Source organism: Dactylosporangium thailandense, assembly GCF_059739745.1.
This window is the reverse complement of sequence record NZ_AP029195.1, coordinates 2,429,925-2,444,675: the sequence shown is the minus strand read 5'-3', so window position 1 is coordinate 2,444,675 and position 14,751 is coordinate 2,429,925. Positions and strand designations below refer to the sequence as shown.

The following is a 14,751-nucleotide window of genomic DNA, read 5'->3' as shown; positions in this document are numbered from 1 at the left end:
CGAACGGCTATCGATTGACGCCGATCATCCTAGCACCGGGCCGCGATCCGGCCCGCGGCGATGCGGACGGAGGCCAGGCGGCGTCGGGGCCGGCGAACCGATTCACGGTTTCACCCTAGGGGCTGGGGGTAGCTGGCCGGTTCTGTGAGGCTCACACGCCAGTTCATCTTCACGCCGGCCGTCCACCGTGACGGCGTCGTACAGGCCAGGTGCCGGTCGGCCACACGCCGAGGGAGAGGCCATGAACTGCAAGACACAGGTTGCCCTGGCGGCCGGAGCCGGCTACCTGCTCGGACGCCAGCGCAAGCTGCGCTGGGGCCTGCTGCTGGCGGCGGCCGCCATGTCCGGCCGGCTCAGCCGGCCCGGCGCCCTGCTTGACCACGGCCTTCGCGCCCTGAAGTCGACGCCGGAGCTCGGCAAGCTCGGCGAGATGGGCGCACCGCTGGTCTCGGCCGCGAAGGACGCCGCGCGAACGGCGGTCACCGGCCGGATCGGCTCGCTCAGCGACCGGCTGCGCGAACGAGCCGGCAAGGGGGCCGAGGAGCCGGAGCCGGAGGAAGAAGAGGAGCCCGAGGAGACCCCGGCCCGCCGGACCCGCGCGGCCAGGGGCACGCGCCGCACGCGGCCAAGGGCCGAAGAGCCGGACGAGGAGGACTACGCCGACGAGGACGAGGAGGAGGGCGAGAACGAAGACGAGGACGAGGACGAGGAGCTGGTGAAGGCCGGCCGGCGACAGGTTCGCCGTCCGTCGGTGCGCCGGCGCGGAGAGGGTTAACGGACCATGGCTGGACAAGCGAGTGGGCGAGCCACAAGCGGCTTCGGCGAGAAGCTCGGCCAGCTGCTGCTGGAGCAGTTGCAGGGACTGGCGGCGGCCGCCGGGCGCCGCGCGATCAATGCGGTCGGCCGGCGGGTCGGCTCGGTGACGGACCGCCTGACCGAGTACGCCGACCAATCGGGCGAACCCAAGCTCAAGGCCGCCGCGGCGGGCGCCCAGAAGCTCGCCGAGGGCAAGTCACCGGCCCGGGCGGCGTTCTCCGGGGGGTTTGCCGGCATCAAGGAGAAGATCAAGGGCCTGTTCGGCCGAGGCAACAAGCCCAAGAAGCTGAAGCTCACCAACATCGAGGAGTCACAGGACGTCGGTGTGCCGGTGAAGGTCGCCTACAACCAGTGGACACAGTTCGCCCAATTCCCGAGCTTCATGAAGAAGGTCGAGAGCGTCGAACAGCAGTCGGACGAGAAGAACACCTGGAAGGCCCAGGTCTTCTGGTCGCATCGCACCTGGGAGGCCACGATCGTCCAGCAGATCCCGGACTACAACATCGTCTGGCGTTCGAAGGGGGCCAAGGGCCACGTCGACGGCTCGGTCACCTTCCACGAGCTTGCGCCGAATCTGACGCGAATCATGCTGGCGATGGAGTACCACCCGCAGGGTCTGTTCGAACGCACCGGAAACCTGTGGCGAGCCCAGGGCCGCCGGGCCCGGCTGGAGTTCAAGCACTTCCGGCGGCACGTCATGACGCAGACGGTCATGAACCAGGAGGACGTCGAGGGCTGGCGCGGCGAGATCCGTGACGGCCAGGTCGTGAAGGACCACGAGACCGCCCTGCGCGAGGAGCAGGAGCAGGAGGAGCAGAAGCCCCAGGAAGCCGAGGAAGCCGAGGAAGCCGAGGAAGCCGAGGAGCAGGAGCCCGAGGAGCCCGAGGAGCCCGAAGAGGAAGAGGCCGAAGAGGAAGAGCACGAACCCGAAGAGGAAGAGCACGAAGAGGAGGAGGAAGAGCCCGAGGAGGGCAAGGCGGAGGAGCCGGAGGATCGCGGCCCGCAGCGGCCAGCACGGCCGCGGCGACGCCCCGAGCGCCCCGAGCGCCCCGAGCGGCCCGAGCGCCCCGAGCGGCCCGAGCGCCCCGAGCGGCCCGAGCGCGCGGAGCGGCCCGTGCGGGCGCGGCGGGAGCCGAGTAGCGGCGATCGGAGGGGTGGACGATGAGCACGTCCTTGCAGCCGCGCAGCGGCGGCGGCGGCATCGAACGGCCGACATCGACGTCGCTGGCCGAGGTGATCGACACGATCCTCGACAAGGGACTCGTCATCGACGCGTACGTGCGGGTCTCGCTCGTCGGCATCGAGCTGCTGACCATCGACGCCCGCATCGTGGTGGCCAGCGTCGACACCTATCTGCGCTTCGCCGAGGCGGTCAACCGGCTGGACATCTCGCAGGACAAGGCCGGGCTGCCGGAGCTCGTAGGGGACATGGCGCAGGGCGGCGCCAAACACAAGACGAAGGGCGTGCTCGAGGCGGCCGGCGAGAAGGTCCGCGACATCCTCGAACCCGGCGAGGAGCCCGAGCGGGTGCCTCGCCGGCGGCGACGGGAGGGAGACTGACATGGCGGCCGTCACCGGCGTCTACATCTACGGCATCGTCCCGGCCGACGTCGAAGCCGACCCCGCGGCCCGGGGCGTCGGCGGGGACTCCACCCCCGTGACGGTGGTGCGCCACGGCCGGATCGCGGCCCTGGTGAGCGAGCTCGATCTCGACCGCCAGCTCGGCACGCCCGACGACCTGCTCGGCCACGAGGCGCTGCTGGACGCGACCGCCGCCGTGGTACCGGTGCTGCCGGTGCGCTTCGGCGCTGTGGTGACGGACCGGCAGGCGGTCGTCGACGAGCTGCTCGCGGCCCACCACGACGAGTTCGAAGCGGCGCTGCGCCAGCTGGACGGCAAGGCGCAGTACGTGGTCTCCGCCCAGTACGTGCAGGACACGGTGCTGCAGGACGTGCTCGCGGAGGACCCGCGGATCCAACAGCTGCAGGCGGCGGTCCGCGGCAAGCCCGAGGAGGCGGTCCACGGCGAGCGGATCGCGCTCGGCCAGGCCGTCAACGAGGCCATCGAGGCCCGCCGGCAGACGGACGGCCGGGCGCTGGCCGAGGCCGTCGCGCCGGTGGCCGCCGGGGTCGTCACCCGCGAGGCGACCGGGGAGTACGAGGCCGCCACGGTGGCCGTGCTCACCGGCCTGGACCGGGAACACGACCTCGTGCGGACGGTCGAGAAGCTGGCCACGGACCGGGAAGGGAAGCTCACCATCCGGCTGCTCGGTCCGATCGCGCCGTACGACTTCGTCGCGGACCTGCGCCCGGGAGACTGACGGAGATTGGCGGAGATGCACCATGGGCCTCATCACCGCGATCCTGACCGCCCCGCTCGCGCCGGTGCGGGTGGTGGTCTGGGCCGGCGAACTGATCCGTGATCAGGTCAACCACGAGTTGTTCGACCCGGCGGTGATCCGGCGCCAGATCCAGCAGATCGACGAGGCCCGCGCCGCCGGGCGGATCGACCCGGCGGAGGCCGAGCAGCGCCAGCAGGAGCTGATCAGCCGCCTGCTGGGGCCGGTCGGCAACCCCGAGCAGGAGGGCTGAGCCGTGCGTGGTTCCCGTGACGACAACGCCGGCAACGACCGGTACACCTACGACGACGAAGGCGAGGCGCTGGCGCCGGGCATGATCGCCGCGACGGCCATGCGCGACGTCGCCGAGCTGACCGGCAAGGCGCCGTCGGGCATCACCGCCCTGGAGCCGGACGACGACGGCGGCTGGCTGGTCGAGATCGAGGTCATCGAGGACCGTCGCATCCCGTCGTCCAGCGACATGCTGGCGACCTACCGGGCCCAGGTCACCGCGGACGGTGAGCTGACCGGGCTGCGGCGCATCCGGCGGTTCTCGCGCGGCAAGGGTGACACGGAGGTCGGCTGACATGCGCCAGAACCCGCGCTCGGAGTCCGTGCTCGCCTCCGGCGCCCCCCGCTCGCCGGCCGTCGCCGGGCCTCAGCCGGCGAACCTCGGCGACATCCTGGAGCGTGTCCTCGACCGCGGCATCGTCATCGTCGGCGACATCCGGGTGAGCCTGCTCGACATCGAGCTGCTGACGATCAAGCTGCGGCTGGTGGTCGCCTCGGTCGACACGGCCCGGCAGATGGGCATCGACTGGTGGGAGCATGACCCGTGGCTCACCTCGCAGGCCCGCAAGCCGCTCGCGCCCGGCGCCGCGGCCGCGCAGCTCGAGCAGGGCGACGCGGAGGACAAGCATGAGTGACGGAGTCTGGCTGCACGCCGTGGCGCGTGACCTCGAGCCCGGCGCCGTCGACGGCCTCGTCGGGGTCGCCGGCGGCGCCGTGCGCACGCTCGCGGCCGGACCCCTCGCCGCCGCGGTCTGCCCCGTCGACCTCGCCGAGTTCGGCGAGGAGGCGCTGCGCCGCAACCTCGAGGACCTCGCCTGGCTGGACCGGGCGGCCCGGGCCCACCACGCCGTCGTGGCCGCGCTCGCGCGCGAGCACGCCGTCGTCCCGGCCCGCCTCGCCACCGTGTACCACGACGACGCCGGCGTCCTCGAGATGCTCCGGCAGCGCCGCGAGGAGCTCGAGGCCGTCCTGGACCGGGTCGGCGGCCGGGCCGAGTGGGGCGTGAAGATGTACGCCGAACCGCCCGCGTCTCCGGCCGGCGAACCCTCCGGCCCGGCCGCGGGCCGCCCGGGCACCGCCTACCTGGACCGCCGCCGGGCCCGGCTGGCCGCCGACGACGTGTGGCGGCAGCACGCCGCCGAGGGCGCCGAGGCGACGCACCTGGCCCTCGCCGCCGACGCCGCGGCGGCGCGCCGGCATCCGCCCCAGGACCGGCGGCTGACCGGCCGCGCCGAGACGATGGTGCTCAACGGCGCCTACCTGGTCGACCGGGGCCGCTCCGGCCCGTTCGCCGACCTCGTCGCCGCCCAGGCCGCCCGCCACGCCGAGCTGTCCCTGGAGCTCACCGGGCCCTGGCCGCCGTACTCGTTCACCGGCACGGAACCGGCACCGCCATGACGTCGGACTCCGTGATGCGCTCCCAGCCGGTGGCGCTCGTCGACCTGCTCGACCGGCTCCTCGGCACCGGCGTCGTCATCACCGGCGAGGTGACCCTGTCGATCGCCGGCGTCGACCTGGTCTACATCTCGCTGCGCGCCCTCGTCGCGTCGGCAAGCACCGTCGCGCCACGACAGCCATGACCGCCTTCGGCGAACACGAAGGCGGAGGCGAAGGTCCCGCGCCCCCGGCCCGCCGGCAGCGGATCGAGGTCGACCGCGAAGGCGTCGAGCGCGGCTTCGCGAGCCTGGTGCTCACCGTCGTGGAGCTGCTGCGGCAGCTGATGGAGCGCCAGGCGCTGCGCCGCATCGACGTCGGGGACCTCACCGACGACCAGATCGAGGAGATCGGGGCCACGCTCATGGCCCTCGAGGAGCGCATGACCGAGCTGCGGGAGCACTTCGGGCTCTCGGCCGCGGACCTCAACATCGATCTCGGGCCGCTCGGGCCGCTGCTGCCCGACCCGCCCGGCGACGCGGGCGGTCATCCCCCGCAGCCGTGAGCGGCTGAGACCGTCACCGCAGGCCGTGCTCGAGGGCCCGGGCGGCGGCCTCGGTACGGGTCGCGACCCCGAGCTTCGCCAGGATCCGCGCCACGTGCGTGTTCACCGTGTTCACGCTCACGAACAGCTCCGCGGCGATCTCGGCGTTCGAGCGGCCGCGGGCCAGCACGCGCAGCACGTCCAGCTCGCGGGCGGTCAGGCCGAAGCCGCCCGGCGCCGGCTCGGCCGCGGTGCCGTCGAGCCGGCCGCGGTGCGCCAGGTCGTCGATGCGCGCCAGCAGCGGCGCGGCCCCGAGGTCGGCGGCGATCGCGCGCGCCTCGGCCAGCCGGGAGCGGGCGCCGGGCCGGTTGTTCGACGCCAGCGCGCGGGCGGCGGCGTCGGTCAGTACCAGCGCGGTCTCGTACCGCTGGCCCAGCGCCCGCCACGCCGCGGCCGCCCGGTCCCAGGCCGCCAGCTCGTCGGCCGTCGTCGCCGCCACGGTGAGGCGGTGTGCGTCCAGGCCGTGCGCCGACAGCGCGGTGAGCTCGGCGAGGCGGGCCGCGACCGCGTCGGCGACCCGGCGGTTGCGCGGGGCCGCGGCGCGCCGGGCCCGCTGCAGCCGCGCGCCGGCCACGGCGAGGCGCAGGGCCTGCGGCGGCAGCCACGACTCCCGGGCCGCCGGGAGGTGCTCGCCCAGGATCTCGTCGGCCGCCTCGTAGTCGCCCCGGGCCGCCGCCCACTCGAGGCGAGCGACGGCGATGTCGGCCTTCAGCTCCTCGGCCCCGGCCGCGTGCGTGGCGAACTCGACCAGCTGGCGCAGCAGCACCTCGAGGCGGTCGGTCCGGCCCCGGGCGGCGGCGATGCCGGCGGCGACCAGGCGCAGGGCCGCGGCGTACAGCGGCGGCGGCCCCTCGGCGAGCGCCTCCTCGACGATCGCCCCGGCCTCGTCCCAGCGGCCCAGCGCCGCCAGGTTCTCCGCCTGGGCCTTGGCGAGCATGGTGCCGCGGGAGCGGGCGTGGCCGAGGCGTTCGGCCTCCGCCCGGCCCTCCTGCGCGAGGCCGGCCGCGTCGGCGTACCGGCCGTCGGCGCCCAGCCGGAGCGCCTCCCACTGGAACGTCGTCAGGTAGGTGTGCTCGTCGCCGGCCTGCCGGGCGAGGCGGCGGGCGGCGGCGAAGCCGGCTCGGTCGCCGTGCAGGGTGGCTAGCACGAGCAGGGCCGGTGCCCGCAACGCGTCGTCGTCGAGCTCGTCGGCGATGCGCAGGGCCTCGGTGGCCGCCGCCCGGCTCTCGGCCGCCCGGTGCCCGCCGACGCCCGCGAACGCGAGGGCCGACAGCAGCTCCGCGCGCAGGCCCGGCGGGGCGCCCGGCGGCAGGAGCGCCACCGCGGCCGCGAGGTCGTCGGCGCCGGTGCCGTCGACGCGCTGCCGCAGCCGCCCGCGCAGCCCCAGCAGCCGCGCCGCCCGCTCCGGCTCGGCGGCCCGGTCGAGCTCGTCGAGGGCGTCCGTGGCGAGGTCGACGCCGCGGGCGGAGCGGCCCGCCGCGAACGCCGCCCGCGCGGCCTGCTCGAGGACGTCGCCGCGCTCGAGGCCGGCCCCGGTGGCTGTCGGGCCGGAGGGGTCCCACTGCCGCAGGATCAGGCCGAGCAGGTGCAGCCGCTCGTCGTGGGCGTGCTGGCGCTCGGCCCGGGCGGCGGCGCGCCACGCGGCCGGCAGGGCGGCATCGGGCTCCCCGGCCGCGGTCCAGTGCTCGGCGAGCGCGGCCCCGTCGGGCTCGTGATCCGTGAGCGCGACCGCGAACCGGCGATGCAACCGGCGCCGCTCCCCCGGCAGGAGCGCGTCGTGGACCGCCTCGCGAAGAACATCGTGCCGGATTTCGTACCGCTCGCCGCGCGCCGAAACCAGGCGCCGTTCGGCGAGATCGTGCAGGGCGCGGCCCAGCTGGACGGGCGGGAGGGCGGTGACGGATGCGAGGACCGATTCGACGGTACCGCCGCCGGAAACGGCCAACGCGGACAGCAGCTCGCCGAGGGGCTCCGGCAGGTCCGCGACCCGGGCGAGCAGCAGTTCGCGCAGGGAGGCCGGGGCCTCGCCCGCCTCGCTGAGCGCCTCCACGAACAGCGGGTTGCCGCCGCTGCGCCCGTGGATGCGGCGGACGCGCTCGGGCTCGGGCGGCCGGCCGTCGATGGCCGCGAGCAGCTCGGCGACCTGCGGCGGGGCGAGCGGCGCGAGCGGCATCCGGACGACGTCGGCGCGGCGCCCGAGCTCGGCGAGCAGGCGCCGGTCCGGGGTGCCGCCGGCGCGCGACGTGCCGACCAGCAGGACGGACCCGGCGGCGTTGCGGGCCAGGTACGCGAACAGCTCCCGCGTGGACGCGTCGGCCCAGTGCAGGTCCTCGACCACGAGCACGAGCGGCCGGGCCTCGGCGACGCGCCCGGCGAGCGCGAGCACCTCCTCCAGCAGCCGGGTCCGGGCGTAGCGGGCCGGCGCCGGGCCGAGGCCGGGCAGCCAGTCGCCGAGGGCGGACCCGTCGGCGGGCAGCAGTGCCCGCACGGCGTCGAGGCCGAGATGCCGCACGAGGTCACGGACAACGGCGACGAACGGCACGTAGGGTGCACCCTCCGCGCCGAGCTCCAGGCAGGCGCCGACGAGCACCAGCGGGTCGCCCGGCAGGTCCCGCAGCGCGTCGGTGACCAGGCGGGACTTGCCGATGCCGGCCTCGCCGGTGACGAGCACGGTGACCGGAGCCCGCGCGTACGCCGAGCGCAGCGCGGCGGTCTCGGCCGCGCGGCCGACCAGCACCGGACTGACGACCGCCATGCCCCGCCTCCCCGCAGTCCCGGGAAATCCCGGGCTCGATGTCATCAAGTCTGGCGACGACCCGGAGCCGCCTCGCGGGAGAACCTATCGAACATGACTCAGCACCGGCGCGTCGTCGCCAACATCTCCCTCTCCCTCGACGGTCGCGTGACCGGCCGCGGCGGGGACTTCGACATGGCCTGGATCGTCCCGCACGCCGTGAGCCCGGGCGCGCGCAGCCACATGGTACGCGTCACCGGCGCGGCCACCACCGCCCTGCTCGGCCGCAAGAACTACCAGGGCTTCGCCGGCTTCTGGCCCGCCGTCGCCGACGACGAGAACGCGCACGCCGACGACCGCACGTTCTCCCGCTGGCTGAACGGGGTCGAGAAGGTCGTCTTCTCCACGACGCTGACCGAGGTCGAGTGGGACAACGCCCGCCTCGCCGGCACCGACCCGGTCACCGCCGTGCAGCAGCTGCGCGGCGAGCCCGGCGGCGACATCATCGTGCTCGCCAGCACCAGTGTCATCCGGCGGCTGCTCGACGCCGACGAGGTCGACCGGCTCAGCGTGACGCTGTGCCCGGAGCTGGTCGGCGGCGGCGCCCGCCTCTTCGACGACGGTCCGGCGGGCTCCTGGCGGCTCGCGGACAGCACCGCGACCGAGAGCGGCGCGCTGTGCCTGCTCTACGACCGTGCCCGGGACCAGTGAGGGAGACCGCCCCGGCGGCCGGTCTCACGCGAACGCGTAGAGGAGGAGAAACGACGTGTTGTAGACGGCGTGCAGGACGACGCCGGGCCAGATCGACCTGGTCCGGCAGAGCAGCCAGCCGTTGACGAGGCCGACGAGGAACGCGGACGGGAACACGAGGCTGATGCCGTGCCAGAGCGCGAAGACGAAGGCGCTCACGAGCACGGTCACCCAGGTGCCCCAGCGCTGCAGGAAGCGGGCGATCACGCCCCGGAACAGCAGCTCCTCGCCGAGCGGGGTCAACAGGCCGCCCAGGGCGATGGTGGCGATCAGCGTGGCGAGGCCGGCGGCGGACGCGGCGCGCAGGTCGCCCTGGGCGTCGTCGAGGTTCGGGTACAGCCGCGCGACGACGACGTCGAAGGTCCGGATCACGGCGAGGCACGCCGCGGCGAGACCGACGGCGACGAGCAGCCACTTCGGGTCGACACGGCGCACGCCGAACGCCCGCAGGCCGCGGATGCGGACCGCCACGACGATCGCGAACACCGCGAGGGGCGCCAGGCCGGAGAACGCGAGCTGGGCGATGCCCTCGAGGGCCGGGGTGCCCGCCGGGAACGCCACGAGCAGGACGAGGCCACCGGCGTACACCACCACGGCCGCGATGAGGGCGACGCCGAGCTCGAGCCAGCCGGGCCGGCGATCTGGGGTTTCCGTCATGGGCTCCAGTGCAGAGCGTGCCCTTGGGGCCGGGTCAAGTGCTTGACCGTGCCCCTGGGGCATGGTTTTCACTGGCTCGTATGGCGTGGAGTACCAGGCAGCTCGCCGAGCTCGGCGGCGTCACCGTCAAGGCGGTGCGCCACTACCACCGGATCGGTTTGCTCGACGAGCCCGAGCGGATGTCGAACGGCTACAAGCAGTACAAGCCCGGTCACCTCGTCCGGCTGCTCCAGATCAAGCGGATGAGCGACCTCGGCGTGCCCCTGGCGCAGATCGGCGCGATGGGGCGGGCGGACGAGGACCCCGACGAGGCCATCCGAATGCTGGACGCCGAGCTCGCCGGCACCATCGCGCGCCTGCAGCGGATCCGGGCCGAGCTCGCCGTCACCCTCCGGCACCGGGCGCCGATCGACACGCCGCCGCCGTTCGGGCCGGTCGCCGACCAGCTCGGCGAGCGGGGCCGGGCGCTGGCCGCCGTCTTCTCGCGGGTGTTCGACGGCGACGCGCTCGACGACCTGCGGCTACTCGTGTCGGAGCGGGACGACTTCGAGGACGCGTTCGAGACGATCGCGGAGGACGCGGACGACGCGGCGATCGGCGAGCTGGCCGCGCAGATGGCCGTGGCCATCCGCGCGCACCATGACCGATTCCCGTGGATGAGCGACCCGGCCGGCGCCGCGCCGCGGGGCCGGAGGTTCGCCGAGGACGTCATCGTCCCGGCCTTCGCCGAGCTGTTCAACAAGGCGCAGCTCAAGGCGATGGCGCGGGCGTTCGAGATGCTCCGGGCGTCGTGATTCGATCTCCTGTGTGAAGGCAACCCCGGCGGCCACCCTGCACCGCACCGAGCGCTGGCTCGTGCTGCGCGGCATCCGCCGGCCGATGCTGGTGCACACCGTCTACCTGGCGCTGCGCGACGACCGCTGACCGCGTGGGCGCTCAGCCGGGGCCGCAGCGTCCGCTCACGCGATGGCGACGGCCGCGGCCGCGTGCAGCACCGTCAGCAGCGAGGCGCCCGCGATCATCGTCCACTTGCGGCGGGCGATGCCGATCGCCGCGTCGCCGGCCTGGGACGCGGCGGCCGCGAGGAGGATGACGGATCCGGCCGGCCCCGCCCACCACAGCGGCACCACGCCGGCCGCGACCCCCAGCGGCACGCCCCGCACGGCGTACATCCACCCGTAGAAGCGCTCGCCGACGGTCGGCGGATCGCTCTCGCTCAGCGCCGCCGGCCGCACGCCGCCCACCACCGCGAAGGCGATCCCGGCGAGGGCGGCGACGGTGTTGGCGATCAGCAGCACGGTCACGACGCGTACTCGGTGGATGGCTCGGTGCCGTACTTCGTCCACACCTGGGCCACCGAGCCGGGCGTCAGCGGCTGCCCGGACTCGACCATGTCCTTGAGGTCGCGGAAGTACCGCACGTACAGGTCGGGCGTGAAGGTGTTGAGCATGACCGCGGAATCGTCGCTGACGTTGGCGAACGTGTGCGGCGCGCCCGGCGGGACCATGACCCAGGTCCCGGCGCCGGCGTCGTGGTCGTCCTGCCCCACCGTGAACCGCACGGTGCCGGACAGCACGTAGAAGCCCTCGTCGTGCTGGGAGTGGCGGTGCTGCGGCGGGCCGGGGGTGCGCGGGGGCAGCGTGATCTCGCCGAGGCCGAGGCGGTGGTCGGTGTTGCTGCCGTCCTCGAGGATGCGGATCCGCGCCGGGCCGTTGACGAAGAGCTCGCCGTCGCCCGGGCCGACGATCGCGACCTTCTTATGAGAGTTCACTGTCATGAAGCGACTGTACCCTCATTACGAGGGTGCACAATAGTGACCATGCGCACGAACCAGATGGAACGCACCCGGTCCGCGATCCTCGCGGCCGCCCGTGACCTCGCGGACAGCGGCGCGGAGATCACGATGTCGGCGGTCGCGGCCGAGGCGCGGGTGTCCGAGGCGACCGCGTACCGGTACTTTCCCGACCTCGTCTCGCTCCTGCGCGCCGCCGTAATGGTGGAGGACCAGGTCGCGGCCCTGCGCTCGATGACCGCCGGCGACGACCCGGTCGAGCGGATCGGCCAGGCCGCCGAGGTGCTGGGCCGGGCCGTCCTGCGCCGGCAGGGCGCCGTGCGGGCGGTCGTGGCCGCGTCCATCGCGAAGCCGTCGACCGCCAGGGAGCGGCCGGCGCAGCGGTTCGCGCTGATCGAGCACGCGCTCGCCCCGTGGATCGACGCCAACGGCCTGGCCGGGCGCGCCGACGTCGAACAGCTGGTCCGCGACCTCGCGCTCGTCGTCAGCGCGGAGTCGGTGTTCGCCCTCACGGACCTGTGCGGCCTGGCCCCCGACGACGCGATCGCGAGCCTCGTGGCCACCGCCCGGCGCGTGACCGCGGCGGGGGTCGCGGCCGTCAGCGGCCCGTAGACCCGTCGAGCCGCTCGCGAATGATGTCGGCGTGACCGGCGTGGCGCGCGGTCTCCTCGATCATGTGCGCCAGGGCCCAGCGCATCGTCGGGGCCGGACCCCGGCCCGGCGGGCGCGGCGCCGGGCCGCCCAGGTCCGGGCACGCCTCGACGACCGCGTTCACCTCGGCGTTCGTGCGCCGGTAGGCGGCGAGCAGGCCGTCGACGGTCTCGCCGGGGCCGGGGAGCATGGTGCGGCGCAGGTTCGCGATCGGCTCGCCGAGGAAGTAGAACCGCTCGACGTGCGTCAGGTGCTTGACCAGCCCCAGGAGGTTGGTCCCGGACGGCACCCCGGCCGCGCGCACCTGCGGCTCCGGCACGTCGGCCACCTTGCCCGCGATCGAGCCGCGCAGGTAGTCGAGCACGCCCAGCAGCGTGGCCATCTCCCCCGGGCCGGTCCACGCGGGCCCGAGGTCCTTCGTCCGGCGAGGCTTCGGCGACATGACCCCAGCATCGGCGCGGCCGTTCCCGCCTTGCAAGGAAAGTTGCGGATCCGCACGATGGAGCGATGGGCCGCACCGAAGAAGACGTCCTCGCCGGGGTCGGGCCGCGCCTTCGGGCGCTGCGCCAGGCGCGGGGCATCACGCTGGCGGAGCTGGCGGCCGAGACCGGCCTGACCGCGAGCACCCTGTCACGGCTCGAGAACGGCCGGTTGCGCCCGACGCTGGAGCAGCTCCTGCCGCTGGCCCGCGCGCACGCCGTGCCGCTCGACGACCTGGTCGCCGCGCCGCCCACCGGCGACCCGCGCATCCACCTGCGGCCGGTGCGGCGCGCCGGGCTGACCGCGATCCCCCTGACCCGGCGCCCCGGCGGCATCCAGGCCTACAAGGTCATCTATCCACCGGCCGGGCGGTCGCCGACCCGGGCCCCGCAGACCCACGAGGGCTACGAGTGGTTCTACGTCCTCGACGGGCGGGTGCGGTTCGTGCTCGCCGACCGGGAGTACGAGCTCGGCCCCGGCGAGGCGGCCGAGTTCGACACCGCGCTGCCGCATTGGATCGGCAGCGCGGGCGAGCAGCCGGCGGAGCTGCTCACGCTGTTCGGCGCCCAGGGCGAGCGCGCCCACCTCTGAGCGTCAGGCGGCCGGGGCCTCCAGGCCCTGCAGCACCATCGCGGCGAACTGCCGGGCGACCTCGTCCACGCTGAGCGGGCCGCTGACGTTCAGCCATTGGTACGCCCACGCGCACATGCCCACGAGCCCGAACGTCGCGATCCTCGGGTCGACGTCCGCCCGGAACGCGCCCCGCGTCACGCCGTCGGCCACCATCCCGGCGAACGCGGCCTCGACCAGATCGCGCTTGCGGGTCACCTCGGCGAAGAGGTCGCCGGTGAGGTACCGCCGCTCCTGGTAGAAAATCGTGACGTGACCACGGTATTCGGCCACGCTGGTCAGGCTGAAGCGAATCAGCTCGGACACGCGGGTCTTCGGATCGTCACTGCCGGACTCGATCTTCTTGATCGCGGTCAGCTGCGCCTCCAGGTATTCCTCCTGGATCGTGCGCAGCAGGTCGTCCTTGCTCTCGAAGTGGTGGTAGAACGCACCCTTCGTCAGCTGTGCCCGGTCGGCGATCTCCTGCACCGAGGTGCGGTCGAAGCCCTGGCGCTCGAAGAGCTGCAACGCGCTGTCGATGAGCGACCGGCGCGTGTTCTCCGGGTCGTAGCCGCCCGGCCAGCGCTGCCGGCGGCGGGCGGACTCCGGCCGCGCAGACGTCGTACGGGCCATCTGCGGCCTCCCCTCTTCCTGCCGACACAGCGTACCGTCCGGTCGGAAGGATATCTCTCGGGCCGCGCCACGCAACCCCCGAACCTGGCCGACGTCCACGATAGACGATGGCTTGATCGACGTCAGTCAACTACCCGCACGCGCTGCAACCCAGTCGCGGCCCTCGGCCGTCTGGTAGGTGTGCGCCCTGCGACTTCCGGCCTGCTGATCGCCGCGGTACTGCTCCTGCTGGGCACGATCGCCCGCGACAGCGACCGCGTGAACCCCGCCGCGAGCCCCGCCGCGCCCGCCGTTCCCGCGACCCCGGTCGCCGCCGCGCCGCCGTCCCCGACGCCCTCCGCGAGCCCGTCGGCCCCGCCGGTGTTCCACGACGGCGACGGCCCGGTCGGCTCGTTCCTCACCACCCGCAGCCAGTCCGTCGCGCTGACCTTCGACGACGGGCCGGACCCGATCAACACCCCGAAGCTGCTCGCCCTGCTGCGGGAGCGGCACATCCACGCCACGTTCTGCATGGTCGGCTTCCGGGTCCGCGACCGGCCCGACCTCGTCCGGGCCATCTACGCCGACGGGCACACGCTGTGCAACCACTCGTGGCAGCACCTGCTGAACCTCGCCCAGCGCGACGACGCGTACATCGACTGGGACCTCAAGCACACCAACGACATGATTCACGCGGCGGTGGGTGCCGACGCGCCGATCCGGTACTTCCGCGCGCCCGGCGGCAACTTCACGCCCGCGCTCGTGGCCAAGGCGCGCTCGCTCGGCATGGACTCGATCTACTGGGACGTGGACCCGCGCGACTGGGAGCACACGCACGACAGCAACGCCTCGGCGCACATCTCGCGCGTGGTGAACGAGGTGCAGCGGCACACGCGGCCGGGCTCAATCGTGCTGTCCCACGACAACGGGCAGCCGAACACGATCACGGCGTACCAGTACCTGCTGCCCTGGCTCCAGGAGCGCTTCACGCTGGAGGGCCTGCCCGCCTCGGGGCTGTAGGGGTGGGGCTGACCCTCCTCGAT

The 14,751-nt window shown here is 74.0% G+C and carries 21 protein-coding genes; 15 read left to right on the top strand and 6 right to left on the bottom strand.

The window, feature by feature from the left end:
* The first annotated feature begins 241 nt into the window (after positions 1 to 241).
* The 10 genes from AC6JBM_RS10770 to AC6JBM_RS10725 are packed head-to-tail and all read left to right on the top strand — an operon-like array spanning position 242 to position 5,384.
* Positions 242 to 775, top strand: coding sequence for a hypothetical protein (locus AC6JBM_RS10770; RefSeq protein WP_497983455.1), 534 nt, complete (start codon positions 242 to 244; stop codon positions 773 to 775).
* Between the two features lie 6 nt (positions 776 to 781).
* Positions 782 to 1,981, top strand: a complete 1,200-nt coding sequence (locus tag AC6JBM_RS10765) for an SRPBCC family protein (protein ID WP_497983454.1) — start codon at positions 782 to 784, stop codon at positions 1,979 to 1,981.
* Positions 1,978 to 2,376, top strand: a complete 399-nt coding sequence (gene gvpJ, locus AC6JBM_RS10760) for a gas vesicle protein GvpJ (protein ID WP_497983453.1) — start codon at positions 1,978 to 1,980, stop codon at positions 2,374 to 2,376. Before AC6JBM_RS10765 ends, gvpJ (AC6JBM_RS10760) begins: the two co-directional genes overlap by 4 nt.
* A gap of 1 nt (position 2,377) precedes the next feature.
* Positions 2,378 to 3,136, top strand: a complete 759-nt coding sequence (locus AC6JBM_RS10755; RefSeq protein WP_497983452.1) for a GvpL/GvpF family gas vesicle protein — start codon at positions 2,378 to 2,380, stop codon at positions 3,134 to 3,136.
* Positions 3,137 to 3,158: 22 nt separating this feature from the next.
* Positions 3,159 to 3,407, top strand: coding sequence for a gas vesicle protein GvpG (locus tag AC6JBM_RS10750; protein ID WP_497983451.1), 249 nt, complete (start codon positions 3,159 to 3,161; stop codon positions 3,405 to 3,407).
* Positions 3,408 to 3,410: 3 nt separating this feature from the next.
* The gene (gene gvpO, locus AC6JBM_RS10745) at positions 3,411 to 3,740 is read left to right on the top strand and encodes a gas vesicle protein GvpO (RefSeq protein ID WP_497983450.1); all 330 of its coding nucleotides are present in this window, start codon (positions 3,411 to 3,413) and stop codon (positions 3,738 to 3,740) included.
* A 1-nt stretch (position 3,741) separates the two neighbouring features.
* Positions 3,742 to 4,080: a gas vesicle protein GvpJ gene (gene gvpJ, locus AC6JBM_RS10740; protein ID WP_497983449.1), complete on the top strand. Its 339-nt coding sequence runs from the start codon at positions 3,742 to 3,744 to the stop codon at positions 4,078 to 4,080.
* On the top strand, positions 4,073 to 4,843 hold the full coding sequence (locus AC6JBM_RS10735; RefSeq protein WP_497983448.1) for a GvpL/GvpF family gas vesicle protein: 771 nt from the start codon (positions 4,073 to 4,075) through the stop codon (positions 4,841 to 4,843). Before gvpJ (AC6JBM_RS10740) ends, AC6JBM_RS10735 begins: the two co-directional genes overlap by 8 nt.
* Positions 4,840 to 5,025 carry a gas vesicle protein gene (locus AC6JBM_RS10730; RefSeq protein ID WP_350617626.1) on the top strand — a complete coding sequence of 62 codons (186 nt, stop codon included), beginning with the start codon at positions 4,840 to 4,842 and terminating at the stop codon, positions 5,023 to 5,025. The genes AC6JBM_RS10735 and AC6JBM_RS10730 overlap by 4 nt, the downstream gene beginning before the upstream one ends.
* Positions 5,022 to 5,384, top strand: coding sequence for a gas vesicle protein K (locus AC6JBM_RS10725; protein WP_497983447.1), 363 nt, complete (start codon positions 5,022 to 5,024; stop codon positions 5,382 to 5,384). The genes AC6JBM_RS10730 and AC6JBM_RS10725 overlap by 4 nt, the downstream gene beginning before the upstream one ends.
* Before the next feature lie 13 nt (positions 5,385 to 5,397).
* Here AC6JBM_RS10725 and AC6JBM_RS10720 read toward each other — a convergent pair whose 3' ends face one another.
* On the bottom strand, positions 5,398 to 8,178 hold the full coding sequence (locus AC6JBM_RS10720) for a helix-turn-helix transcriptional regulator (protein ID WP_497983446.1): 2,781 nt from the start codon (positions 8,176 to 8,178) through the stop codon (positions 5,398 to 5,400).
* A gap of 93 nt (positions 8,179 to 8,271) precedes the next feature.
* Here AC6JBM_RS10720 and AC6JBM_RS10715 point away from each other — a divergent pair, with 93 nt between their 5' ends.
* On the top strand, positions 8,272 to 8,868 hold the full coding sequence (locus AC6JBM_RS10715) for a dihydrofolate reductase family protein (protein ID WP_497983445.1): 597 nt from the start codon (positions 8,272 to 8,274) through the stop codon (positions 8,866 to 8,868).
* Between the two features lie 24 nt (positions 8,869 to 8,892).
* On the opposite strand, the gene AC6JBM_RS10710 is transcribed toward AC6JBM_RS10715, so the two are convergent.
* On the bottom strand, positions 8,893 to 9,564 hold the full coding sequence (locus AC6JBM_RS10710; RefSeq protein WP_497983444.1) for a CPBP family intramembrane glutamic endopeptidase: 672 nt from the start codon (positions 9,562 to 9,564) through the stop codon (positions 8,893 to 8,895).
* An 80-nt stretch (positions 9,565 to 9,644) separates the two neighbouring features.
* On the opposite strand from AC6JBM_RS10710, the gene AC6JBM_RS10705 reads away from it, so the two are divergent.
* The gene (locus tag AC6JBM_RS10705; RefSeq protein WP_497983443.1) at positions 9,645 to 10,358 is read left to right on the top strand and encodes a helix-turn-helix domain-containing protein; all 714 of its coding nucleotides are present in this window, start codon (positions 9,645 to 9,647) and stop codon (positions 10,356 to 10,358) included.
* A gap of 165 nt (positions 10,359 to 10,523) precedes the next feature.
* Here the strand turns inward: AC6JBM_RS10705 and AC6JBM_RS10700 are convergent, their stop codons facing one another.
* Positions 10,524 to 10,868, bottom strand: a complete 345-nt coding sequence (locus AC6JBM_RS10700) for a hypothetical protein (RefSeq protein WP_497983442.1) — start codon at positions 10,866 to 10,868, stop codon at positions 10,524 to 10,526.
* The gene (locus AC6JBM_RS10695) at positions 10,865 to 11,341 is read right to left on the bottom strand and encodes a cupin domain-containing protein (protein ID WP_497983441.1); all 477 of its coding nucleotides are present in this window, start codon (positions 11,339 to 11,341) and stop codon (positions 10,865 to 10,867) included. The genes AC6JBM_RS10700 and AC6JBM_RS10695 overlap by 4 nt, the downstream gene beginning before the upstream one ends.
* 42 nt (positions 11,342 to 11,383) lie before the next feature.
* Between AC6JBM_RS10695 and AC6JBM_RS10690 the strand changes: the two genes are divergently transcribed.
* Positions 11,384 to 11,968, top strand: a complete 585-nt coding sequence (locus AC6JBM_RS10690) for a TetR/AcrR family transcriptional regulator (RefSeq protein ID WP_497983440.1) — start codon at positions 11,384 to 11,386, stop codon at positions 11,966 to 11,968.
* Here AC6JBM_RS10690 and AC6JBM_RS10685 read toward each other — a convergent pair.
* Complete coding sequence (locus AC6JBM_RS10685) at positions 11,955 to 12,449, bottom strand: DinB family protein (RefSeq protein ID WP_497983439.1); 495 nt, start codon at positions 12,447 to 12,449, stop codon at positions 11,955 to 11,957. The genes AC6JBM_RS10690 and AC6JBM_RS10685 overlap by 14 nt on opposite strands.
* A 65-nt stretch (positions 12,450 to 12,514) precedes the next feature.
* Here AC6JBM_RS10685 and AC6JBM_RS10680 point away from each other — a divergent pair, with 65 nt between their 5' ends.
* Positions 12,515 to 13,078, top strand: a complete 564-nt coding sequence (locus AC6JBM_RS10680; RefSeq protein ID WP_497983438.1) for a helix-turn-helix domain-containing protein — start codon at positions 12,515 to 12,517, stop codon at positions 13,076 to 13,078.
* Between the two features lie 3 nt (positions 13,079 to 13,081).
* On the opposite strand, the gene AC6JBM_RS10675 is transcribed toward AC6JBM_RS10680, so the two are convergent.
* Positions 13,082 to 13,729 (bottom strand): TetR-type transcription factor C-terminal domain-containing protein, encoded by a 648-nt coding sequence (locus tag AC6JBM_RS10675; protein ID WP_497983437.1) that lies wholly within the window; start codon positions 13,727 to 13,729, stop codon positions 13,082 to 13,084.
* 180 nt (positions 13,730 to 13,909) lie between these two features.
* Here AC6JBM_RS10675 and AC6JBM_RS10670 point away from each other — a divergent pair, with 180 nt between their 5' ends.
* Positions 13,910 to 14,728 (top strand): polysaccharide deacetylase family protein, encoded by an 819-nt coding sequence (locus AC6JBM_RS10670; protein ID WP_497983436.1) that lies wholly within the window; start codon positions 13,910 to 13,912, stop codon positions 14,726 to 14,728.
* The last annotated feature ends 23 nt before the right edge of the window (positions 14,729 to 14,751 follow it).